The organism is Shewanella spartinae (assembly GCF_019457555.1).
Classification (GTDB): domain Bacteria; phylum Pseudomonadota; class Gammaproteobacteria; order Enterobacterales; family Shewanellaceae; genus Shewanella; species Shewanella loihica.
This window is the reverse complement of sequence record NZ_CP080418.1, coordinates 3,069,313-3,091,507: the sequence shown is the minus strand read 5'-3', so window position 1 is coordinate 3,091,507 and position 22,195 is coordinate 3,069,313. Positions and strand designations below refer to the sequence as shown.

Below are 22,195 nucleotides of genomic sequence, written 5' to 3'. Positions count from 1 at the left end.
CCTTTTGTCGGTAAGTATCACGGCTATGGCTAGCGGCCATCCTGGGCGCGACGGGTCTTAAAATCTGACGCCTCGAGCCACTTTGGCCAGTCGTTATTGTTGGCCAGCTTCTCCAGAATGTCGCTGATGAGCGCCAAATCTTGCTCGACGCCACCGAGTGTCCAACTTGGGTCATAATCATCGGCGCCCTGATGATACTTGTGGGCGATATAATCAGGGTCGGTATCTCCCAGACTCATAAACATCAGACCGGGCACCCCCTGTTTGGCCAGGGCGAAATGATCCGAGCGGAACATCAGGCCATTTTGCGGCCGCGGATCGGCCTTGACCCAACGCCCTTGGGCCTTGGCGGCGTTGTCCAGGTAGTTTTCCAGCTCTGAGACCCCTTCACCATAACGCAGTATGTAATCCACTCCCTTGCCGACATTCATGCCGTCTATGTTGAGGAAGGCGACCAGCTGCTTGGTGGGCACAGGCGGGTTTTCGGCGAAATACTGGGCGCCGATGAGGCCGGTTTCCTCGGCGGTGAAGGCGCTGAACAGCATGGAGCGCGCAGGCGGCTGAGTAGCGCTAAGCTCCTTGAAGTGACGTGCCAGCTGCAGTACCCCGGCCACGCCCGAGGCGTTGTCTACCGCGCCGTTGTAGATGCGGGTCTGATCTTCATGGACAGTCTTACCCAGGTGATCCCAGTGGGCGTGCATCACCAGCCACTCGTCTGGGCGCGTCTTGCCAGGCAGCAGACCTGCAACGTTATAGGAGGTGGCCAGCTCGATATCGTTTTTCACCTCCAGATTGGCCTTGAGTTTCAGCGATCGCGACTTAAAGCCTAGCTTGGCGGCGGTGAGTTTGAGCTTGTCGTAATCCAGGCCCGCGGCGGTGAAGATCTTCTGCGCCACCTCGTGTTGGATCCAGCCCATGACGCCTATGTGTGAGCGGTTCTTTTCCTTGTCCACCAGGGTGTACTTGGTGTTGGTGTTGCTGTTTTGCACCACGTTCCAGCCATAGGCGGCGGGAGCGGTTTCATGGATGATAAATACCGCCTTGGCCCCTTGTCTGGCGGCCTCTTCATATTTATAGGTCCAGCGGCCATAGTAGGTCATGGCGTTGCCCTTAAATACCTCTGGGTCTTGAGTGGCAAAGCCTGGGTCATTGACCATGAGGATCACCGTCTTGCCTTTCACATCGATACCCGCGTAGTCGTTCCAGCCGTATTCGGGGGCGTTGATGCCATAGCCGACGAAGACGATTTCGCTGTTATCCAGCTTGATGCTCGGCTGGATCTGCTCGGTGCGGGCGGTAAAGTCGCTGCCGTTGTTAAACACCAGCTTGCCTACTTTTAGCTGCATATTCTGATCGGCGGTGATCTTGGCCATGGGCACGCTCTGGCGATAGCTGTCGCCAAAACCTGGTGCCAACCCCATCTTCTTGAAGGCATTCTCCAGATATTCCACCGTGAGGGTCTCGCCCTGTGAGAGGGGGCCGCGGCCCTCAAACTCATCGCTGGCGAGGGTTTTAACATCCTGGCGGTAGCTTTGTTGGTCAAAGACGAAGGGGGCGGCACTGGCGGCCGGTAGGAGCAACAGGCCGAGTAAGCCCAAGAGGCGTGGGGTATTCACAGACGACTTCCTTTTGTGATGTTTGTTTTATTATCTGGTGCTCGCCGCCATGGGTAATGGCAAACGATTAATACCAATCAGGGTAAGTAAGTGATCAGAAGTAGCGTAGGAAAAACGGTCGAGAACAAGGCATGATTTTTCGATAAGTAGTTATTCTACAATCAAAAATAATAACGCCGTTATCGGACGTTTTAACAAGCTAGCATGTTCAGTTATTTACTACGATTGGTATAGTCATCATATGTGCATCAGAAAGGTTGATGCAAGAGGGGAGCGATGGCGGGGCAAAGATCTGTTAAGTTTGTTTGCTTGTTAAAAAAATCTGCTTTAGCTTTAAGCTATTGGTAAATGTAGGTTTGCCATTGTTTGGTGCTATTCATGTTAGTGGATTCAGGTAATGACGATGAAAGTCACTTGGGGTAAGGAAAAGACGATGAAGGCTACAATAATCGTGCTGATGGCAAGTGTCAGCTTAGGAATTATGAGCGGCTGCGCCAGTAATAAATCTCTCGATCAGGCCTTCTACGATGGGGTTAAGAAAAGCGCCGAGTCGCGGCCCAATAACCCGGATAATCGCGTGGAAGATAAGGACTTAGGCGGCGGAGTCGTTAACGTGATTTTCCATGGTACCGGTAAGCTGATCCATGGAGATGGTACGACTAAATAGTGCGGCCGTTTATTTCTTATCGCGCCTGTCGCCTATGATGCGGGCTGGATTACCGGCGACGATGGCGTAGTCGGGCACATCTTTGGTGACGATACAGCCCATGCCGATCACGGCGCAGTCACCTATGGTCACCCCATCGACTATCCCCGCCTGGGCGCCGATCCACACATCTCTGCCTATGACGATCCCCTTCGACTGACTGCTCTGCTGATAGATAGGCGTGTCCGGGTGCATGCCGTGGTTGAAGGCGTAGATGGTGACATTGTTGGCGATGCGGGTCTGATCGCCAATCACTATCCTGCCGCGCCCGCCGTCCAGGGAGCAGCCATGGTTGATAGCCACCTCGTTACCCATGACGATGGGGCCGTGCAGAAAGCTGTCGGCGGCGATCATGCAGCGATCACCGATTAGGATATCCCGGCCCGGCTCGGCAAACAGTTTCGCCTGGGGAGCGATAAAGCACTCCTTGCCTATGCTCACGGTTTCAACGCTCATCAGTGCTTGCTGCACCTCATCCTGCCAGGGCTTGGCCCAGACCAGATGTTTGGGCTTTAAGGAGAAGTAGAGCCAGGGCATGTAGGCCAGGCGCTGCTTATGTTGCTCACGGTAGTCCACCTGGCTATCTAATGGGGCCTGCATGATTAATCTGTTTCCCTAAGCGCGTCGGGCTGCACCGGGCGCACGGCATCGACCAAGATGCCAGTCTCATCCACATGCCAGAGGATGTCCAGATCATAGAGGGCGACCTGATAATGCTTAGGATCTTCCTTGGCCTTCTTGTAGGCTGGGCGGGGATCCTGTGCCAGCACCCCTTCGATGATGGCCTTGAGGTTGGGGTACTTGTCCTTGGAAAGCTTGTCTAGCTGACCCAGTACCGCATCGCTAAAGCGCACATCGATCAGCACCGGCGCCTCGTGGGCGATGCCGCCGATGGCTCCCTCGATGGCGTCGGAGAAGGGGATGTAAGGCTTGATATCCAGAATTGGCGTGCCGTCTAGCAGATCCATGGCGGAGATCTCGAGCTCCACCTTGCCCTTACGCTGGTGGATGGCGTGCAGCTTAACCACAGACTGGCCTATGCCGTTGGGGCGGAAGGTAGAGCGGGTGGCAAATACCCCCAGCTTCTCGTTGCCGCCCAGGCGCGGCGGCCTGACCGTGGTCTTCCAGCCTTGGCTCAGGTTTTCATGGAAGGTAAACAGCAGCCAGATGTGAGAGTACTGGGACAGGCCACGCACGGTATCGATATGGTTATAGGGAGGCTGCAGCTCGACAAAGCCGCGGGCGGCGGTGACCAGCCCCGGCTGTCTGGGAATACCAAATTTCTGCTTATAGGGAGTGCGGCAGATGGCCACCGCCTCAATTTCACGCTTGAGTGTCATGGTAAAGACTTATGTTCACGCTATTACGCAGGGCGCTATAACTAGTTTTCTGTGGTGGGCAACAATATGGCCTGACCGACACACAGGGCTTGGCTAACACAGGCCTTGCTCGGCTCTTCGATGAGGGCGCAGCGCTTGATGATCAGCCCGTTGGCGCCTTTATCGGCGGCGGCGCGGCGGGCCATGGTGCGGGCCTCGCTTACCGATGCCGGCACATCCTGGGCGCGCTCCTGACAAGATTCACCCTCGACCATTCCCTTGAGCTCATAAGGCCCCTTGGGTTGAGTCTCTTGAAACAGCTGGACCTCACCGGCCTTGAAGTAGTCGTCGATGGCCTGACCATCTAAATTGCTGTTGAAGGTGTATTCGCCTGCACAGCCACCGAGCAGCAGGGCAGAGATCAGCAGGACAGACTTAGGAGCCATTTTCAGAGCAGTGGTCAGGTCGGAATTAGTCATGATTTGGGCCTGTATTAGGAAGAGAGCTCAAAACTGGCCAATAACCGGCCAGTTTTGAGTCGTTTAGAAGCAAAAGTCTAACGCTTTAGGTACTTTTGATAAAGTTGTTGTTGGCGATTATTGAGATCTATTTGGCGACCGTCGATAAACACAGCATCTATCTTGCTCGTGGCGGGATCGAGAATGTCGCCCTTGGAGAGCACCAGGTTGGCGCGGTAGCCCACGGCGATGGCGCCCATGTCATCCACGCCTAAGATCTTGGCCGCATCTAGGGTGATGCTCTTAAGCGCCTCTTCCTTACTCAGGCCATAGGCCGCCGCCTGACCGGCCGCAAAGGGCAGGTTACGGGCGTTCCAGTCGCCGCTAAAGCCGATGGCGAAGGGCACGCCCGCCTGTTTCAGCAGGGCTGGGATCTTAAAGCTCATCTCTACCGGCTCATCCTTGCGCAGCGGCAGGCTGAGGGTGCGGTTGTAGATCACCGAAGCGCCGATCTCACCCAGTTGCTCCGCCAGGCGCCAGGCGTCATAGCCGCCGACAAACACCAGCTTGAAGCCGTAGGGGCGGGTCATGGCGATGGCGCGCTCTATCTCTTCGCTGCGATTGGCGTGGATAAACAGGCTCGCCTTGCCTTGATACAGGGGAAGCGCCGCCTGCCAGCGGTTATCCAGCTTCTGCACAGTTCCTGCCTTGTCCGCCAGATAGTAGCGGTAGCCATCTTCGAGCTGCTCGGCTAATCGGGTCATCTGTTCATCCCGCGCCTTGAGCTGCTTGGCGGCGACCTCTTTATCTTTGGAGAGATAACGAATGGCGGGCCAGTAGAGATGGAACTGGGGCGCGGTACTTACCAGAGCATCTTCTATGGTCCAGCTGTCGAGGGAGACCAGAGAGGATTGACCGGCCAGGGCATCGCCCTGGGGCACCACCTGGGCATGGGTGATACCGTTGACCCTGATGGTTGGGATCAGCTCTGAGTCGGGATTGAAGGCACTGACGGCCAGCAGCTGCGGGTTACTGTCACCCACCTCGAAGGCGTCGTTGCTGGCGCGCATCATCTCCACCTCGACGATGCCGATAGAGGTGTCCAGCGCGATAAGCCCTGGGTAGAGATCTTGCCCGCTGGCATCGATCACCTTGGCACCCTCTTGTGAGAGCTGTTGACCTATGGCGACTATCTTGCCCTTGTCGAACAGTACGTCGGTAGCATCCAGCACGCCGTTAAGGGCGGTGTGCACCCGGGCGTTGTGGATCAGTATCGGCTGGCTCTGGGCGCTGGCCGGTACCATGTCGTGGGCAAGGGCAGCACAGGAGAAGAGGCCTAGGCTAAGGGCAAAGAGTGTCTGCTTCATTAGAATGCCTCCATGAATGCGTGGTTGTGGGCGCTGTTTTTGGTTTTTGTTTCGCTTAGGGCTGTATTGCCCCAGGCATTGTAGTGGGTATCGCAGTGCCACTGGGGCTCGCTCTTCTCTTCTGGCGTCTCGCCGGGGACCTCGGGTTTATCCCGGGTCAACACCGCCTGGATCAGCGCGGCGCGCTCCTGCTCCACCTCATGTTGCGCCTGTTTATCCTGCTGGCGGTCGAAGTAGCGACGACCTCCCACCCAGGTGTTCTCCACCTTGGCATAGACGGAGAGGGGAGAGTCGCTCCAGAGCACCAGGTCGGCCTGCTTGCCTTCCTCCAATGAGCCAGTCAGCTGGTCGATCCCCAGCTGTTTGGCCGGGTTGATGGTGACCATGTTCCAGGCGTCTGTTGGCGACATGTCGCAATACATCATGGATTTCGCGGCCTCCTGGTTGAGGCGTCTCTGCATCTCATAGTCGTCCGAGTTGATGCTGGTGAGCACCCCCTTGTTGTGCATCAGACAGGTGTTTTGCGGAATAGCATCATAGACCTCGAACTTGTAGGCCCACCAGTCGGAGAAGGTGGAGGCGTAGGTGCCATGCTTAGCCATCTCCTCGGCCACCTTGTAGCCCTCTAGGATATGGGTGAAGGTGCCGACCTTAAACTTGTACGCCTCGGCGAGGCGCAGGAACATCAAGATCTCAGATTGCACATAGGAGTGAATGTGTACCTGACGATCGCCACGTAGCACCTCGGCTACCGCCTCGAGTCGATAGTTTGGCTTGGGCGCTACCTGCTTGCGTTGCTGACTGCTGCGTAGGCGATCATAGTCTGCCAGGGCTTTCTCGTAGGCGAGTGCCTCGTTGAAGGCCTCCTCAAACAGCGACTTTACCCCGATGCGGCTCTGGGGGAAACGGCGGTTGTAGTTGTCGCCCCAGTTGGCCTGCTTGACGTTTTCCCCCAGGGCAAACTTGATGCTGGCGGGGGCCTGTTTGAGTTTCATCGCCTCGGCGCTCTCGCCCCAGCGCATCTGGATCACCTGGGCTTGACCACCTATGGGGTTGGCGCTGCCGTGGAGGATCTGCGCCGTGGTCACCCCGCCCGCCAGAGCGCGGTAGATGGCGATATCGTCTGGGTTGATCACATCGCCGATACGTACCTCGGCGGTGACGGCGTCGGTATCTTCGTTGGTGCCGCCGTTAAGGGCGATGTGAGAATGCTCGTCGATAATACCCGCGCTTAGGTGTTTACCCCTGGCATCCAGGGTTTGGTAGCCAGATGGCGTCTTGAGGGATTGGCCTATCTTTTCGATACGGCCGTCGCGGATAAGCAGATCATAGCCTTCCAGTACCCCTTGCTCGCTCGAGGTCCACAGGGTGGCATTCTTGATATGCAGGCGCTCAGCATTGGGCTGCTTAGCGATGCCATAGGCGGTGTTGGGTTTGGTCAGCTTAGAGATAAGTTCTGGGGCTGGTGACTCGCTCTCTTTATCTTCTGGGGCTGTTTCTTTTGCTATCACCACACCAGCTATGGGGTGTTGGCGATTGCCCTTGTCCAGCATGCGGCCGTGAATACCCTGGGCGTCGAACCAGAGGGTGAAACGGCTGATGCCAGGGTAACCCGCCTCGCCGAGATCGGCATTAAAGGTGAGACGCTCCTTGGCATATCTAAGATCGCTAAGTTTGATCTCCTGCTCGCCGCTGGCCAGGGTGCCGCTCAGCTTGTCGTCATCGACTAAGTCCAGATCTAGGGTGAGTTCGCCCAGGGTCAACTGATAGCCCTGGCTTAGCCAGTGTCTGTCGCGGGGTACCTTTTGGGTCTCGCTGCCCTGCAGCCAGACGCTGACTATCTTGCCTTGGGTAAAGATGTCACCGTCTGTGACCACAAGATCTGCCATGAAGCCGGGTTTCAGCTTACCGCTGAAGGCCGAGATGCCGGCAATTTCTGCCGCCTCTGTGGTGAGCGCCGCCAGTGCGGTTTCTTGGCTAAGCCCCTGCTTGACCGCCTGTCTGAGTCTAGGCCAGAAGGCGTCGGCCTTGATGCCATGTTGGGTAAAGGCAAAGGGAATACCGGCGGTTTCCAGTGCGTGAGGATTACTCGGCGCGCGCTCCCAGTGTCGCAGATGAGCCAGGCTTATCTCTCGCTCTTTATCGCCATCTTTAATATTGGGCGCCGCAGGAAAATTGAGCGGCGCAATTATGCTAAAGCCACTGGCTTTCACCTCATCGATTCGCGCATATTCTCGGCCACTGCCGACCAGAGTCGCCGGCAATTTAAACTCGTTTAATAAGTGAGCGGCGCGCAGTAAGTTATTTAAATTCTTGGTTTCAAATACCGTAGGGCCCTTGCTTATATCACCCAGGCGTTCGAGCGCGATATTAAACTCTATGTTCTTCTCTTGGGTGGCCGAGTCGGCTTTATCGATATTGGCCTGATACCAGTTGGCATCGGCCAGAGTTTGCCGAATAAGGGCGATGCTACCCATCAAGGAGTTGGGATAATCCTGAATCGAACTGCCTTTATCGAAGGCGAGCAGGTGGCTGGATTTTGCGCGATAAATAATGTCATTGGCTTTTAACGGCGCCAGCGAGACAGTCGCCGCCCGGCCTCTGAATATCCCATCCAACATGCCGGTTTGTACGCTGGTAAATCCATTATCTATCCATTGCTTCGCCGCTTCCTGGTCGGGATAAATATAGTTAAACCACTCTTTCTCTGCGTGCACGGCACCATTATCGGCGTTGCCACCGATACGCTTAATTTCATATACCGGGCGAGCCACTTTCTGCTGGTCATATTTAAAGTCGATACCGTAATTGGTGTAGGGATCGATAAAGCCGGGATATATCAACTTACCCGTCATGTCGATGACATAGGCATCCTCGGGTATTTTGTCGTTGGGGATAATGGCTTTAATTTTATTATCTTCAATTAACAGTGTGGCATCCTGCTTGGTTTCGCCGGGGGCGATCATCAGGGTGGCGTGGGACAGCGCCGTTAATTTTGGCGTGTTATCAGTTAATTGAGAATTCGCTATCGCGGACGGACTCGCCAAGAGACAGGCCGCCAGACTCGCGCTCACAGAGAGAAAATGGATTCGCATAGAGTTTAATTATTATTGGCTGGGATCAAAAGTAGCCCAAGATTATCCCATATCATGAACAATTTCCAAGGGCGGAACTGTATCGGTTTATGTCAAACCATAGGGCAGGTGTTATCCGAAAGGATAGGCTATTGATTGACTAACTTTAACGGGAATAGTAGCAAGGAATAATGCCCGGAAGAGTGACCTAAATGAATGACCTAAATAAGGATAGATAAAATACTCTAGACATGGCCAAGGCATATGAGCGACATAAAGGGCAAAACGCGCTTAATCAAATAAAGAGTAGAAATAAAAAAGCCAACCTTGAGGTTGGCTTTTGCGTGCGACGCCCTAAGTGGGGCGCTTAGGCTTAGATAAGGAAGTCTTCGAGTGAACGACCCTTATCTAATTCATTCTTAAATACGGTTGGTGTGCGACCCTGACCCGTCCAAGTGATCGTTTCGCCATTCACTTCAATTTTATATTTTGGTGGGCGTGGAGCACGTTTTTTAGGAGCTGGCTTAGCAGCCACTGTACCTAAATCGTCAATTGATAAACCAACAGCTTCCATTTGTTGGCGAATCTCTTCTATCTTTGCATTGCGCTCGGCCATAACCGCGCTTTCTTCTTCTGCTTGCTTCTCTTTCTCGGTGATGATTTTTTCAAGCTTAACCGCTACATCTTTTAAATCTTCTACCGACAAATCTTTAACAGCAGCTTTAAAGCGACGACCATGCGTCAATATATCTAGAAATTCGCTCATATTAATTATGTCCTGCTTAAAAATAAAATAGTAAATAGGATTACAGGGCTAATAATAGAAACTAAAAAAGGTTTTATCAAACGAATTAAATGAATATTTGACGCTTTAATGTAAATTTTATTTCAGCTTTTCTATTTTCGCCCCTTTTTGACCCTTCACTTCCCACTAAACACGCTGTTTTTGATCTGATACAAAGATGCTGATGACTTCCTGTTGACGTTAACGTCAACAGCACGTAAAGTGGCATAAGTTGGTGATAGTTTCGCTATGCACTATTTGTTATCCAGAATAAAGACGTAAGAAGGAAGCCTTATGAAAGTATTGGTGCCAGTTAAACGCGTCGTCGATGCTAATGTGAAGGTCAGGGTTAACGCTGACAATACAAATGTCGATACCGCAAATCTGAAGATGGCCATTAACCCATTTTGTGAGATTGCTGTAGAAGAAGCGGTACGTTTGAAAGAAGCAGGTATTGCGACCGAGATTGTGGTAGCAACCATAGGGCCTAAGGCGTCGCAAGAGCAGCTACGTACGGCGATGGCGCTGGGCGCCGACCGCGGTATTCATGTTGAAACCGACGAAGAGCTTGCGCCGCTTTCTATTGCAAAGATCCTTAATGCGATTCAAGCCAATGAACAGGCTCAGCTGATCATGCTGGGTAAGCAATCAATCGATGGCGACAATAACCAGACTGGCCAGATGCTGGCGGCGTTGGCTGGACTGCCTCAGGCTACCTTTGCCTCTGAGGTGAAGGTTGAGGGCGAACAACTTGTGGTGACCCGTGAAATCGACGGCGGCCTGCAGACCCTTAAGATGCCACTGCCTGCGATTGTCACCACAGACCTGCGTCTGAATGAGCCTCGCTATGCCAAATTACCTAACATCATGAAGGCGAAACGTAAGCCGCTCGATACCGTGACGGTAGACAGCCTGGGCGTGACCCTGAAACAGCACCAGAAGGTGCTCAAGGTGACACCGCCTGCCGAGCGTCAAGCGGGTATTATGGTGGCTTCTGTTGAGGAGCTGGTGGAAAAGCTAAAGAATGAAGCGAAGGTGATCTAAATGGCGATTCTAGTAATAGCAGAACATGATAATGCGACTTTAAAACTCGATACCGCCAAGGTTGTGGCTTGTGCCCAGGCTATCGGCAGCGAAGTCGATGTGCTGGTAGCCGGTCATAACTGTGGCGCCGCGGCCGAAAGCGCCAAGCAGCTTGCCGGTGTACGTCAGGTACTGGTTGCCGATAGCGGCGTTTATGCCAACGCCATCGCCGAAAACCTGTCACAGCTGATCGTCTCAGTGGCCAGCGAGTATCAACACATCCTGGCTGCGGCTTCAAGCGTAGGTAAAGATGTGCTGCCTCGTGTGGCGGCGCTTCTGGATGTGGCGCAGCTTTCTGAAGTGGTCGAAGTGGTGAGCGAAGACACCTTCGTGCGTCCTATCTATGCCGGTAGCGCCATGGCGACGGTTCAGAGCCTTGACAACATCAAGGTGATGACGGTTCGTGCCAGCGCCTTCGATGCGGTAGCCCAGGACGGTAGCGCCTCGGTGCAGACCCTGGACAACGAATACAGCGGCGATGTTGAGTTTGTAACTCAGACACTGTCAGTGTCAGAGCGTCCAGATCTAGGCGCCGCCTCTGTGGTGGTTTCAGGTGGCCGCGCCATGGGCAGCGCCGAGAATTTCGCGATTCTCGAGCAGTTAGCCGATAAGCTGGGCGGGGCACTGGGTGCATCGCGCGCCGCGGTCGATGCCGGTTACGTGCCGAACGATCTACAGGTTGGTCAGACGGGTAAGATTGTCGCGCCGGATCTCTATATCGCCGTGGGTATCTCGGGTGCCATCCAGCACCTTGCGGGGATGAAAGATTCTAAGGTGATCGTGGCGATCAACAAAGATCCAGAGGCGCCTATCTTCCAGGTAGCCGACTATGGTCTGGAAGCGGATCTGTTCGAGGCAGTGCCTAAGCTACTCGAACTTCTTTAATAAAATGTAAATGCTTGGTGAGCACTTTGGTGTTCATCTAAAATTTAGTGTGATATAGATCACATGGAGCGGCTTTGAGGTAGCGTCCTTAAAGCCGCTTGTGTTTTTATGTGCCTCACGTTTGCCGATAGTGACATTGGCAGGCGTCCTGAGACGTAGAGGTGCATTAAATATCAGTAGTATTCGTTAGGGTGATGCCGTTAAGCGAATATGAAAGGATTTGGTGCCGAAGTGGTGGAGTTGATCAAGGCTTGCCGCTGGGGCTGTCATCGAATAGAGGCAGCACTGCCATAGTGCTTCTTATCTGGATTGATAAGTGGAAGGTATACCGAGAATGGGTATCACTATGGAGCGCTACTGATAGGACAGGTGTAATATCTCATGCTATATCCCACCAGTTCAGTTGCCCTCCATTCGTATTTTAACGAAGACAAAATTTTACAATGACAACTTTGAGTTATGCCGATTCGGCACTTTCTTTGCTGCCGCCCGTGGTAGCGATTCTGCTGGCGATCTTTACCCGCCGCGTCCTGCTCTCACTCGGTGTGGGGATCCTCCTGGGGGCACTGTTAATTGCCGACTTTTCACCGTTGGATATGGGTCAATACTTGGGACAGCAGGTGGTGGGCCTGTTTTGGGATGATGGCGCCCTAAACAGCTGGAACGTTTATCTGCTGGGCTTCTTGATTCTACTTGGGATGATCACCGCCCTGATCACCGTCAGCGGCGCCGCCAAGGCCTTTGCCGATTGGGCGCGCCAGCATATTCGCAACAAGCGTGATGCCAAGCTGCTTACCATGTTCCTGGGCTGCGTGGTCTTTATCGATGATTACTTCAATAGTCTGGTGGTGGGCAGTGTCGCCAGACCCCTCACCGACAGATACTATATTTCGCGCAGCAAACTGGCTTACCTGCTGGACTCAACTGCCGCGCCTATCTGTGTGATCTCGCCCGTCTCTAGCTGGGGCGCCTACATCATCGCGCTGATCGGCGGCATACTCACCGCCCACGGTTTCACCGACAGCGGTCATCTGAGCGTGTTTATCCAGATGATCCCGATGAACTTCTATGCCATCTTCGCCCTGGTGTTGCTGCTTTGCGTAGCCTTCATGGGGCTGGATGTGGGACCCATGCGCCAGCATGAGCTCAATGCCCAGAAGGGCAATCTGTATGACGAGGCCAAGGGCCTGCCGCCAGGAGCTAACAGCGACCTGCCCGAGGCCGATTCAGGCAAGATCTTAGGCCTGTTCCTGCCTATTACTGTGCTGGTGTTTGCCACCATCTACTTCATGATAGCTAGCGGTGCCGATGCCCTTGCGGCGGAGAACCTGCCCTTTAGTGTCATTGGTGCCTTCGAGAAGACAGACGTTGCCTCATCGCTCTTCTTCGGCGCCGTGGTTGGCCTGGCTGCGACCTTGGTATTGGTGGTCAGTCAGGGACTGGATAAGGCGCTTATTCTTAAAGGCGTAATTGCCGGTGCCCGCTCTATGCTGCCCGCCATCTATATTCTGCTGTTCGCCTGGACCATCGCAGGTGTGATAGGCCAGATGGAGACGGGTAAATATATGGCCAGCCTGGCGACGGGTAATATTCCCTTCGCGCTGCTGCCAGCCGTACTGTTCGTGCTGGCGGGCCTGACCGCCTTCTCCACTGGCACCAGCTGGGGCACCTTCGGCATCATGCTGCCAATCGCCGCCGACATGGCCATGGGCACCCATACCAACATGATGTTGCCTATGCTGGCCTCTGTGCTGGCGGGCGCCGTGTTTGGCGATCACTGCTCGCCTATCTCGGATACCACCATCTTGTCCTCTACCGGTGCCAACTGTCACCACATAGACCATGTGCTGACTCAGCTGCCCTATGCCCTTATCGTGGCGGGGATCAGTTTGGTGGGTTATACCGTGCTGGGCTTTACCGAATCTGTGGGGGCCGGTCTGGCGGCCTGTAGTACGCTGTTTGTCGTGAGCGTTTTGGTGCTGCGCCATAAGGCCAATCGCCCGGCTTAATTCAGCTACGCCAAATCAAGGTTCAATTGATATAAAAATGCCGCTCATCGAGTGGCATTTTTTATGGGTGACTCCCCATTACTGGGGAGTGAGTTGAGGCGGGAATTAGTTGAGGCCACGGCGCTGAAGCAGGGCATCAGTGGTCGGTGCCTGACCACGGAAGGCCTTGTAGGCTTCCATCGGCGGCACGCTGTTACCCACCTCGCGGATGGTCTTGCGATACTTCATACCTATTTCGCGGTTGAGGCCGCCCTGGGTCTGCACATAGGCGAAGGCGTCGGCCGCCAGGATCTCACTCCACATGTAGGCGTAGTAGCTGGCCGAATAGCCACCCGGGAAGGCGTGGGCGAAGTAGGTCGACTTGTAGCGTGGCGGCACGGCGGCGATATTGATGCCGTGTTTCTTAAGTGCCTTGGCTTCGAACTCGGCCACATCCTGCATCGGAGTGTCGGCGCTCAGTGAGTGCCACTCGAGATCCACCAGGGCCGCCGCCATATATTCCAAGGTGTCGAAGCCTTGGTTAAAGCTGCGTGATTTCAGCAGTTTCTGTAGCAGCTCAGCGGGGATCACCTCGCCTGTCTCATAGTGCTTGGCGTAGTTGGCCAGCACCTCGGGGTGGGCCGCCCAATCTTCTTCGAAGGTCGAGGGGAACTCCACAAAGTCGCGGGACACGGCCGTGCCCGACAGGCTAGGGTAGGTCACCTTAGAGAACATGCCGTGGGTGCCATGGCCCATCTCGTGGAACATGGTGGTCACTTCGTCGTAGCTGACGAAGGTCGGCTCACCCTCTGGCGCCTTCTTGATGTTCATCACGTTGACCACCACAGGCTTCTGGTTTAGCAGCTTAGACTGAGTCACGAAGGAGCTCATCCAGGCGCCGCCGCGCTTGCCTTCGCGGGCAAAGTAGTCGGCGTAGAAGATCGCCATCGAGCTGCCGTCGGCGTCAAACATCTCGTAGGCCTTCACATCTTCATGGTAGACAGGCAAGTCGGGGCGCGGCTTGAGGGTCACACCATAGAGACGCTCCAGGGTGAAAAAGACGCCATCTTGCAGCACGCGGTTGAACTCGAAATAGGGCTTGATGGCGGCGCCGTCCAGGTCGAACTTGTCTTTACGTACCTTCTCGGCATAAAACGCCCAGTCCCATGGCGCCAGGGTGAAGTTGCCACCAGTCTTGTCGATCATCGCCTGGATATCATCGGCTTCCTTCTGGGTGTTGGCCACCACGGCGGGCACCATAGAGCCGAACATCTGGTAGACGGCATCTGGGGTCTTGGCCATCTGCGGCGTCAGGCGGTAGTCGGCCCAGCTCTTGTAACCCAGTAATTGGGCGCGTTCGGCGCGAAGCTGTGCTAGGCGGGCAACCAGTGAGGCAGTCTCATTCTCACCGCTCATGCCGCGAGTCGATGAGGCCTGCCACACCTTCTGGCGCAGCTCACGGTTTTCAAGCTTGGCCAGGATAGGTTGGCGGGTGGTATTGGTGATATTGATGAGATACTTGCCTTCATGGCCAGCGGCACTGGCATCGGCCTTGGCGGCGCGGATCTCGCTGTCTGACAGTCCCTTTAGCTCATCGACTCTGTCGATCACGACGGCGATCTCCTTGGTGAGTCTCAGCAGACGCTGACCAAACTCATTGGTAAGCTTAGATTGCTCTTCGTTAAGCAGACGTATCTGCGCTTTTTGCGCCTCGGTTAGCTTGGCACCGGCCATGACGAAGCGTTGGTGGTAGATCTCGATGAGGCGCACCTCTTCGGCGGTCAGCCCTAAGGTGTTTCGGCTCTGATACAGGCTATCGATGCGGGCAAATAGCTTGCCGTTGAGGTGGATGTTGTCCGAGTGGGCGGCCATCTTAGGCGCCATCTCGCCCTGAAGCTTACGCAGCGCTGGGTTGCTGTTTGACCCTGTTAGGTTATAGAACACCTTGGAGGCGCGGGTCAGCAGCTCGCCGCTGGTCTCCAGTGCCACGATAGTGTTGGCAAAGGTGGCGGGTTCGCTGTTGTCGGCAATGGTCAGCACCTGGGCATAATGCTCATTGATGCCTTGCTCTAGGGCGCTCTTAAAATGCTCATCCTTGATCTGGCTAAAATCTGGGGCCTGATATTGCAGGGGGCTTGGTTGCATCAGCGGGTTTTGCGTCTCGATGCTGGCGGTGGCCTGTGTGGTAGAGCTGCTTGATTGACAACCACTGAGGAGCAGTGTGGTCGATAAGGCGCCGACGACGGCAAAGGCGATAAGATTCAATTTCATCTAGTACAACTTCCTTAGATTTGCGATTGTTATTTTTATGTGGGCGAGTTTGGCGTTAATGTAGCTTTTGTAAATTAACTCAGGCTGAAAATGGCCACTGGGGCCAAGAAAAAAGGAGCCTGGCGAAGGGCTCCTTTGGTTGGAACTAGGGATAGTGTTTAATTACCTTGCTGTCACCTCAGGCGTTAGCGGGTAAAGTTATGGTAATTTTCGATACCAAAACTGCTGCCTTCGGCGTGACAGGTTGCACAGGACTCGGTGGTGCTGAGCTTGTACCACTCGGTAGCAGGTACATCTTCCGTGGTGGTACCGCCGTTTTGCATCATGTGGTTCAGCGCGCTGTCATCGTTATGGCAGGCGTAACAGTTGGCCGTGATTGGGCTGGCCATCTTGTTGCTTACACCATAGGCACGTGCTTTGATGAACTGATTTGGTACGGCTTTCAGGTCAACCACACCGCTGTCGTGACAGGCCACACAGCCGGTCTGCGGTGCGATCACGCTGGCAGAGTTAGACACTTCCTTGCCATTCTCATCCAGGCTCTTGCTGCCCACACCCCAGTGCATGCTGTGCACCATAGGACCGAATCCTGGTGAAGAGTTGCCGGCGCGGCGATCCTGACCATTGTTGTGACAGGCCACACAGCCCAGACCACCTTCGGCGAAGTTACCATTCTTGTGGAAGTTGGCTTCGCTGTTGTGACAGGTGGTGCAAGACTCGCTGCCGACGTTGTGACGACGCTCGTAGGCTGTCACAGCGCCATCGGCTTGTGATGCCACATCAGTGTAGCCGTGGATAGTCACCACGTCAGATTCGGCGCCCATGTAGTCTTTGGCGGTGAAGCTGACACGTAGTGAGGCCATCAAGCCTGCATCAGCCCAAGCCGTTAGATCCGGCGTTGAGCCGACGACATGTGGATTTCCGTGGCCAGCATCTTGCGCAAAACACATGGTCTTGCGACCCTCTGCGTCATAGCTGTAATCATAGGCACCTGTAACACGGCCAATCACGCTGTCGTTATACACACCGTGCAGGTATGAGCCCACATAGTTAATTGGCTTGTCAGGGTTATGAATTGTCTGGGTATCATCAAACAGTTCATGTAGGTCGACTAAGGTTTCCTTGCCTTCGGCATCGACCTTAAACAGCGACAGTGTGGTACACCATTGACCCGCAGCACCTGAGTCTGGGAACCAGGCTGGCGCCGTGCCCGTCACCTTGTAGCTATCTTTGAGCGCTTGGTTAGAGGTGATGGCGCTCTTGGCTTCGTGTAGCTTACGCAGATCTGAGCCATTGCCGAGAACGATATCGCCTGGGATGCCGCCAGTGTCATGACAGTCGATACAGCCTGGGCCGGCGACGTTGACGTTGACGGTTGGCTCGCTGTGACAAGAACTACAGTTCAAGGCGCTAAAGCCGGTCTCAAATTCCTGGTGGTTGATGTGACCTATCTTAGAGAGGGTGTTTCTGGCGTAGCCGCCAACTGAGAAGCCTTGTTCATTCACCACATTACGGCTCACCGAACCGTGACAGGCCATACAGCCCTCGACGAAGGTGACTTCGCCGTCCATGCCTTGAGACACATAGCTTGAGTGGCGATTAGGGCTGGTCGAGTAGTCGACGTGACAGGAGAAACAGGCTTCCGTGGTGGTCGAGAAGGCGCCTTCTGGCTTGTTGACCACTATCTCATTTGAGCGGGCGATACCCGACTCGCTGTTACCGCCAACACGTAGCCAGACGATCCCTTCGGTACCGGCGTTGACCCCAGGCATAGGGGCATCGAAGCGGTAGTGGCCGTCACCCAGAGCGGTCAGTGTCGCGCCCTCTGTGCTCATGGTTACCGCGCCACCGATGTGGACATTGTCTTCCACTTCGTTGATTGGGCTTTCGTTACGGTTGTTGATAAAGCCTTTGTCGGTCAGTGCGGCGACTTTACCTTCGGCGTTCATCAGGCCGTTGACCAGCTCTTCGTTTTCATTGGTAAGTTCGAATTCGAAGCTGATGGTGCCTTCGCCCAAGGTGTAGTCGATCACCTTAACGAAGCTCTCCAGAGAGCTGGTAGCTACCGGCGGTTTCCAAGATTCGCCTGGTGCGCCGGGTTGACCATCAACCCCATCTTTACCATCTTTACCGTCATCTCCACTGCATCCTACTAGCGCACCGGTCAGCACGGCGGCGACCAGGTAGGCGAGTCTTTTCGATGTGAATAATTTCATCATTCATCTCCGTTCGATCCAAAGTGCCAGATGTGATGCCTTAGGGCGACTGCTTGCAGGGGAGGGCATTCGTCTCAACACATACCCCGAGCCTTTTGGATACTGGTTATATTTATTATTTAAACCGACGCTAATGCATCTATCGATAAAGAAAATGGATGCGAAAGCTATCGATTCGAAAATGAGTGTATTGTTAAATCCCTGTTGGTTATTTGACCCAATTCACAGGAAGGTGTATCTCTTTGGAGGTAGATCTCATTTTTGTTAAATTTATTTAAAATCAATAACTTGATTAAGGTTTGTTAAGTTTAAATTAAGGTTAAATTAAGCTTGGGTTTGCATTTTTGTAACATCTTGGCCTGGGGCATAGTTAAAGGCCCTTTGGGGATATTTGAAGGGACACCTGAAGGGACATTAGTTGGGACATTAGGAGGAACATTTGAGGGAACAACTGAGTGGGCAAAGGGAATGTCGAAAAACCATAGGGAAGGACGAAGCGCCAAAAGCCACTAGCTAAGGGCTAGGAGCTGAGGGTCAAGAGGGGCGGCAAGCGAGTCTATTGCCGAGCAAGCGAGGGAATAGGCCTCTAGCTTGCCTATTCCTCTGTCTTGTTTTCCTGTTACTCTCTAATCACTTTCGCCTTTTCGCCTTTTCGCCTTTTAGGCTTAGTGGCTGGCTATTGGCGAGTGTCTGTCTTCTAAGCTTTCACCTTCCAACTATCCTTTGCCCTTCCACTCTTTTGTCTATGGCTTTGCTTCGAGCTTGTTAACCGTCAAGGATAAAGCGAGGGGAAAGCATGATAATGTGCGGCATCGCCCAATGCTAAGGCCTTTGGCGCTGCTAATTGGCGCAAGATGGTGATAGAATCGCTCGATAACAATAATCAGGGGACTACTCGCTTTGGCACAGCTCTATTTTTACTATTCGGCAATGAACGCCGGCAAATCTACCTCACTGCTTCAATCTTCCTATAACTATCGCGAGCGTGGCATGAATACCTTGGTCATGACGGCGTCGATCGATGACCGCTACGGCGTGGGGAAGGTGGCGTCTCGTATCGGTATCGAGACAGATGCTCAGGTGTTTGCCAGCGACGATAACCTGATCGAGATGGTCAAAACTGCCTGTCAGGCACAGACCCTGCACTGCATCTTGATCGATGAGTCGCAGTTTCTCAGCAAGGAGCAGGTGAGACAGCTGACCTATGTGGTCGATGTGATGGATATTCCCGTGCTCTGTTATGGCCTGAAGACAGATTTCCAGGGTGAGCTGTTTAGTGGCAGCCAGTACCTGTTAGCCTGGGCCGATAAGCTGGTGGAACTCAAGACCATATGTCACTGTGGTCGCAAGGCCAACATGGTGGTGAGACTCGACGGCGAAGGCCGTCCGATGAAAGAGGGTGAACAGGTGGCCATCGGCGGCAACGAGAGTTACGAGTCAGTCTGCCGTAAGCATTTCCGCGAATTCCTGTGGGATTAATGCCCGCCATGGTGATCGCACCGCTAAAGAAGCCACCACTTGGGGTGGCTTTTTTAATGGCCTAGTGTTTTAAATATGCTCTGGTTGTCAGCGACGCTAACCGCCGAATGGGATTATGGGGTGTGTCAGAGCATTAGGTGAATAGGTTTAAGAGGTGAAAAGGTTTATGAGGTGAATAGATTTATGAGGTGAGTGGCGAGCCCTTCACCTCGTCGGCTTTCTCGTCATGGCGCTGGGGATGTTCGGGAAACCATTTCTCATAGAGGCGTTGTATCTCGCCTTCGCTGATCAGCGCCTCCAGCGCCTCATCGATCTGTGTCAGCAGTTGATGATTACCGCGTTTGACGGCGAAAGCCACCGGCGAGCCCGGGTCCGGGTTGTCCAGTATCTTAACTTGTATCCCCATCTGCTGCGCCAGGTAGAGGCCGACTGCCTTGGGCATTATGGCCGCCTGGATCTTGCCCTCTTTTAACAGCTGCATCGACCTCTCCTTGCTCGGAGTGGCAATGATGCGAAAATCGTACAGTGTGCCCAGCTCCTTCCAGTGGGTCTCTATGTAAGAGTGGCGATCGCCGCTGACAAACTGGTTATGAAGATCTTCCAGCTTAGTGATCTGCTGATTGTCTTCGAGAATGAAGATCACGTCATATCGATAGTAGTAAGGCCGGGTGAAGTCGAAAAACTTGGTCCTGAGGGCGTTGATCTCCATACCGGCGATCAGCTCAATATCACCAAACCTGAGTTCGTTGAACACCAGATCCCAGGCCTGCTGCCGAAACTGAAACGGCATGCCAAGACGCTTGAAGATCAGCCTGGCCACGTCGGCATCGAAGCCTGTGGTCTCACCGCCTGAGGAAAACTGATAGGGGGGAAATCCTGTGGCCACGCCGCAGCGCGCCGCTGGGGTATTCTGCGCCGGCGCCGGCAGGCTCAAAAAGAGGAGGAGGGCGACAAGGAGCTGCGTCTTGTAGGCAAAATAGCGCATCAGTTGAGGTGGCCTGCAAATTTCATCATTTCACTCATACGGCTTTAGTTTAGTTGGTTTTGTCATCTTGATGGCGAACGCGCTATGGGCCACCCTGGCAGGCGCGTCGTCGCTAAAGGCCATGATAATAGTGTGGATTAGACGTAAATAGCAAACAAAAGCTGTTACAAGGTATTTTGTGGTCATAAATTCAACGAATTAGGTGGAAATAATCTTTATTATTAACGCCTTAATTAGTAGCTGTTGAAAGATAGCTCCTATGAGATCTGGCTCAAAAAATCAACAGTTGTAACCTTTCTTGATACAGAAACATTGCTTTAGATCAATTGCCAATGAATTGTCAGGCGTCAAAATTCAGTCACCGCTTGGATAACTAACTAAAATGCAATGCGAAACAATCAACCCGTGATAGACAACGAGGTCGTGCTGACCGACGATGATATTCTGCTGTCCACGACGGATCTCAAGGGCAATATCGGCTATGCCAATGAGGATTTTTGCCGTATCTGTGGGTTTTCCGAGGAGGAGCTGGTCAGGCAGCCCCACAACATAGTGCGCCATCCCGACATGCCCAAGGCCGCCTTTGCCATCTTGTGGCAGCGCCTGGCGCAGAAGCAATCCTGGCTGGGGGTGGTGAAGAATCGCTGTAAAGATGGCTCCTACTACTGGGTCAATGCCTATGTGGCGCCCGTGATGGAGAATGGTCAGGTCAAGGAGTATCAATCGGTGCGCCGCCGGGCGAGTCAGGCCCAGGTGGAGCGTGCCAGCGATATCTATCAGAGCCTGAATAAGTCAGAGCAGCGCAGCGAGATCAAGGATGCCAAGCTCAGTTATGGCGGCAAGCTGACCCTGTTTGCTCTTCTTTGCCTTATATTGGCCATTGGCCTGAGTAACATCTCCCCCTGGTTGGCACTGATCTGCGCGCCTCTGTTGGCGATCGGCATGAGGCTCCTCCTAACACCGCTGCGGGCGCTGAATGACCATGCGCTCGCTATCGTGTCAGACCCAGTGGCCAGACACATCTATGCCGGGCGGCGGGATGAGCTGGGCAACATTCAATTTGCCATGGAGTTCACCACGGCGGAGATCGCCGGGGTGGTAGGGCGGATGACAGATGCCTCAAGCGTCATCGCCAGGGACAGCGATGCCCTGCTCGGCTCTATTACGGCCACGGCGGATCGCGCTGATGGTCAGAATCAACAGACGGCCCAGGCCGCGGCGGCGGTGGAGGAGCTGACCGCCAGCTTTAACGAGCTGGGTCAACAGCTTAAGCAGGTCTCGGCGGATGTGGAGGCCAGCCAGGCGGCTGTGCTGCAGGGCTATGAGCAGCTCGATGCTGTGGTGGCCAGCATAGATGAGCTACACAAAGAGGTGGGCAACTTTGCCCAGGTGGTCAGCGAGATAGAGCATGACAGCGTGGCCATCAATCAGGTGCTTGAGGTGATCACTAAGATTGCCGAGCAGACCAACCTACTGGCGCTTAACGCCGCCATCGAGGCGGCGCGGGCCGGTGAGTCGGGTCGGGGCTTCGCCGTGGTAGCGGACGAGGTGCGCCAGCTATCGGCGCGCACTGCAGATTCCACCAGTCAGATCGATGCCATCATCGCCAAGTTCCAGCAGAGCACGGCTAATGCGGCGAACACACTGACCGCGGGTCAGCGTCAGGCGACCCAGGCGGTGCAGCTGGTGAAGCAGGCCGAGGCCGTGTTTGCCGAGCTGGTGACCCGTATCGATAAGATCAATCAGATGACGGAGCTGAGCGCCGATGCCATGCAGGAGCAGGGATTGGCAGCGGTAGATATCAGTGATTCGCTGCAGGCGATCAGCGAGCTGGCCAGCGAAGGCTTTGCCCAGTCCCAGGCCGATAGGCAGCTTGGCGAGCGCAGCTCACTCAAGTCGATGGAGTCACGCCAGCTAGCGCGTCAGTTCTGGCGTCAGGCGGTGCACCGCGCCAATGCCTAACC

At 54.3% G+C, this 22,195-nt stretch carries 16 protein-coding genes and 1 riboswitch; of the genes, 6 read left to right on the top strand and 10 right to left on the bottom strand.

Features of this window, described 5'->3' with window-relative positions; translation table 11 throughout:
• Positions 1-29 precede the first annotated feature (29 nt).
• The gene (locus K0I31_RS13510) at positions 30-1,583 is read right to left on the bottom strand and encodes a M28 family metallopeptidase (protein ID WP_258406651.1); all 1,554 of its coding nucleotides are present in this window, start codon (positions 1,581-1,583) and stop codon (positions 30-32) included.
• Positions 1,584-2,049: 466 nt separating this feature from the next.
• Here K0I31_RS13510 and K0I31_RS13505 point away from each other — a divergent pair, with 466 nt between their 5' ends.
• Positions 2,050-2,283, top strand: coding sequence for a hypothetical protein (locus tag K0I31_RS13505; protein ID WP_220078719.1), 234 nt, complete (start codon positions 2,050-2,052; stop codon positions 2,281-2,283).
• Between the two features lie 9 nt (positions 2,284-2,292).
• On the opposite strand, the gene K0I31_RS13500 is transcribed toward K0I31_RS13505, so the two are convergent.
• The 6 genes from K0I31_RS13500 to K0I31_RS13475 all read right to left on the bottom strand — a co-directional run bounded on the left by K0I31_RS13500 (position 2,293) and on the right by K0I31_RS13475 (position 9,306).
• Positions 2,293-2,922, bottom strand: coding sequence for an acyltransferase (locus tag K0I31_RS13500; RefSeq protein WP_220078718.1), 630 nt, complete (start codon positions 2,920-2,922; stop codon positions 2,293-2,295).
• A 2-nt stretch (positions 2,923-2,924) separates the two neighbouring features.
• On the bottom strand, positions 2,925-3,662 hold the full coding sequence (gene tsaA, locus K0I31_RS13495) for a tRNA (N6-threonylcarbamoyladenosine(37)-N6)-methyltransferase TrmO (protein WP_220078717.1): 738 nt from the start codon (positions 3,660-3,662) through the stop codon (positions 2,925-2,927).
• A 41-nt stretch (positions 3,663-3,703) separates the two neighbouring features.
• The gene (gene rcsF, locus K0I31_RS13490) at positions 3,704-4,120 is read right to left on the bottom strand and encodes an Rcs stress response system protein RcsF (RefSeq protein ID WP_220078716.1); all 417 of its coding nucleotides are present in this window, start codon (positions 4,118-4,120) and stop codon (positions 3,704-3,706) included.
• Between the two features lie 77 nt (positions 4,121-4,197).
• On the bottom strand, positions 4,198-5,466 hold the full coding sequence (locus tag K0I31_RS13485) for an amidohydrolase family protein (RefSeq protein ID WP_220078715.1): 1,269 nt from the start codon (positions 5,464-5,466) through the stop codon (positions 4,198-4,200).
• Entirely contained in the window at positions 5,466-8,561 is a 3,096-nt protein-coding gene (locus K0I31_RS13480; RefSeq protein ID WP_220078714.1) for an amidohydrolase family protein, read from the bottom strand. Before K0I31_RS13480 ends, K0I31_RS13485 begins: the two co-directional genes overlap by 1 nt.
• Before the next feature lie 352 nt (positions 8,562-8,913).
• Positions 8,914-9,306 (bottom strand): H-NS histone family protein, encoded by a 393-nt coding sequence (locus tag K0I31_RS13475; protein ID WP_011866382.1) that lies wholly within the window; start codon positions 9,304-9,306, stop codon positions 8,914-8,916.
• Between the two features lie 312 nt (positions 9,307-9,618).
• Here K0I31_RS13475 and K0I31_RS13470 point away from each other — a divergent pair, with 312 nt between their 5' ends.
• The 3 genes from K0I31_RS13470 to K0I31_RS13460 all read left to right on the top strand — a co-directional run bounded on the left by K0I31_RS13470 (position 9,619) and on the right by K0I31_RS13460 (position 13,301).
• Positions 9,619-10,368 carry an electron transfer flavoprotein subunit beta/FixA family protein gene (locus K0I31_RS13470; protein WP_011866381.1) on the top strand — a complete coding sequence of 250 codons (750 nt, stop codon included), beginning with the start codon at positions 9,619-9,621 and terminating at the stop codon, positions 10,366-10,368.
• Positions 10,369-11,292, top strand: a complete 924-nt coding sequence (locus tag K0I31_RS13465; protein WP_220078713.1) for an electron transfer flavoprotein subunit alpha/FixB family protein — start codon at positions 10,369-10,371, stop codon at positions 11,290-11,292. It begins immediately after the preceding gene.
• 148 nt (positions 11,293-11,440) lie between these two features.
• Positions 11,441-11,657, top strand: a riboswitch (Lysine riboswitch).
• Between the two features lie 78 nt (positions 11,658-11,735).
• Entirely contained in the window at positions 11,736-13,301 is a 1,566-nt protein-coding gene (locus K0I31_RS13460) for a Na+/H+ antiporter NhaC family protein (RefSeq protein ID WP_220078712.1), read from the top strand.
• A 105-nt stretch (positions 13,302-13,406) separates the two neighbouring features.
• Here K0I31_RS13460 and K0I31_RS13455 read toward each other — a convergent pair whose 3' ends face one another.
• Positions 13,407-15,551, bottom strand: a complete 2,145-nt coding sequence (locus K0I31_RS13455) for a M3 family metallopeptidase (RefSeq protein ID WP_220078711.1) — start codon at positions 15,549-15,551, stop codon at positions 13,407-13,409.
• Between the two features lie 185 nt (positions 15,552-15,736).
• Positions 15,737-17,767, bottom strand: coding sequence for a multiheme c-type cytochrome (locus K0I31_RS13450; RefSeq protein ID WP_220080854.1), 2,031 nt, complete (start codon positions 17,765-17,767; stop codon positions 15,737-15,739).
• Positions 17,768-18,667: 900 nt separating this feature from the next.
• Here K0I31_RS13450 and K0I31_RS13445 point away from each other — a divergent pair.
• Positions 18,668-19,246, top strand: a complete 579-nt coding sequence (locus K0I31_RS13445; protein ID WP_144200381.1) for a thymidine kinase — start codon at positions 18,668-18,670, stop codon at positions 19,244-19,246.
• Positions 19,247-19,427: 181 nt separating this feature from the next.
• Here K0I31_RS13445 and K0I31_RS13440 read toward each other — a convergent pair whose 3' ends face one another.
• The gene (locus K0I31_RS13440; protein ID WP_220078710.1) at positions 19,428-20,231 is read right to left on the bottom strand and encodes a transporter substrate-binding domain-containing protein; all 804 of its coding nucleotides are present in this window, start codon (positions 20,229-20,231) and stop codon (positions 19,428-19,430) included.
• Positions 20,232-20,618: 387 nt separating this feature from the next.
• On the opposite strand from K0I31_RS13440, the gene K0I31_RS13435 reads away from it, so the two are divergent.
• Positions 20,619-22,193, top strand: coding sequence for a methyl-accepting chemotaxis protein (locus K0I31_RS13435; RefSeq protein ID WP_220078709.1), 1,575 nt, complete (start codon positions 20,619-20,621; stop codon positions 22,191-22,193).
• The last annotated feature ends 2 nt before the right edge of the window (positions 22,194-22,195 follow it).

Excerpts from the sequence above, each read along its gene's own strand:
- K0I31_RS13465 (WP_220078713.1), top strand. The coding sequence starts at position 10,369 with ATGGCGATTCTAGTAATAGCAGAACATGATAATGCGACTTTAAAACTC.
- K0I31_RS13460 (WP_220078712.1), top strand. The coding sequence starts at position 11,736 with ATGACAACTTTGAGTTATGCCGATTCGGCACTTTCTTTGCTGCCGCCC.
- K0I31_RS13500 (WP_220078718.1), bottom strand. The coding sequence starts at position 2,922 with ATGCAGGCCCCATTAGATAGCCAGGTGGACTACCGTGAGCAACATAAG.
- rcsF (WP_220078716.1), bottom strand. The coding sequence starts at position 4,120 with ATGACTAATTCCGACCTGACCACTGCTCTGAAAATGGCTCCTAAGTCT.
- K0I31_RS13485 (WP_220078715.1), bottom strand. The coding sequence starts at position 5,466 with ATGAAGCAGACACTCTTTGCCCTTAGCCTAGGCCTCTTCTCCTGTGCT.
- K0I31_RS13440 (WP_220078710.1), bottom strand. The coding sequence starts at position 20,231 with ATGCGCTATTTTGCCTACAAGACGCAGCTCCTTGTCGCCCTCCTCCTC.
- K0I31_RS13470 (WP_011866381.1), top strand. The coding sequence starts at position 9,619 with ATGAAAGTATTGGTGCCAGTTAAACGCGTCGTCGATGCTAATGTGAAG.
- tsaA (WP_220078717.1), bottom strand. The coding sequence starts at position 3,662 with ATGACACTCAAGCGTGAAATTGAGGCGGTGGCCATCTGCCGCACTCCC.
- K0I31_RS13455 (WP_220078711.1), bottom strand. The coding sequence starts at position 15,551 with ATGAAATTGAATCTTATCGCCTTTGCCGTCGTCGGCGCCTTATCGACC.
- K0I31_RS13450 (WP_220080854.1), bottom strand. The coding sequence starts at position 17,767 with ATGAAATTATTCACATCGAAAAGACTCGCCTACCTGGTCGCCGCCGTG.
- K0I31_RS13480 (WP_220078714.1), bottom strand. The coding sequence starts at position 8,561 with ATGCGAATCCATTTTCTCTCTGTGAGCGCGAGTCTGGCGGCCTGTCTC.
- K0I31_RS13435 (WP_220078709.1), top strand. The coding sequence starts at position 20,619 with ATGCGAAACAATCAACCCGTGATAGACAACGAGGTCGTGCTGACCGAC.
- K0I31_RS13475 (WP_011866382.1), bottom strand. The coding sequence starts at position 9,306 with ATGAGCGAATTTCTAGATATATTGACGCATGGTCGTCGCTTTAAAGCT.
- K0I31_RS13505 (WP_220078719.1), top strand. The coding sequence starts at position 2,050 with ATGAAGGCTACAATAATCGTGCTGATGGCAAGTGTCAGCTTAGGAATT.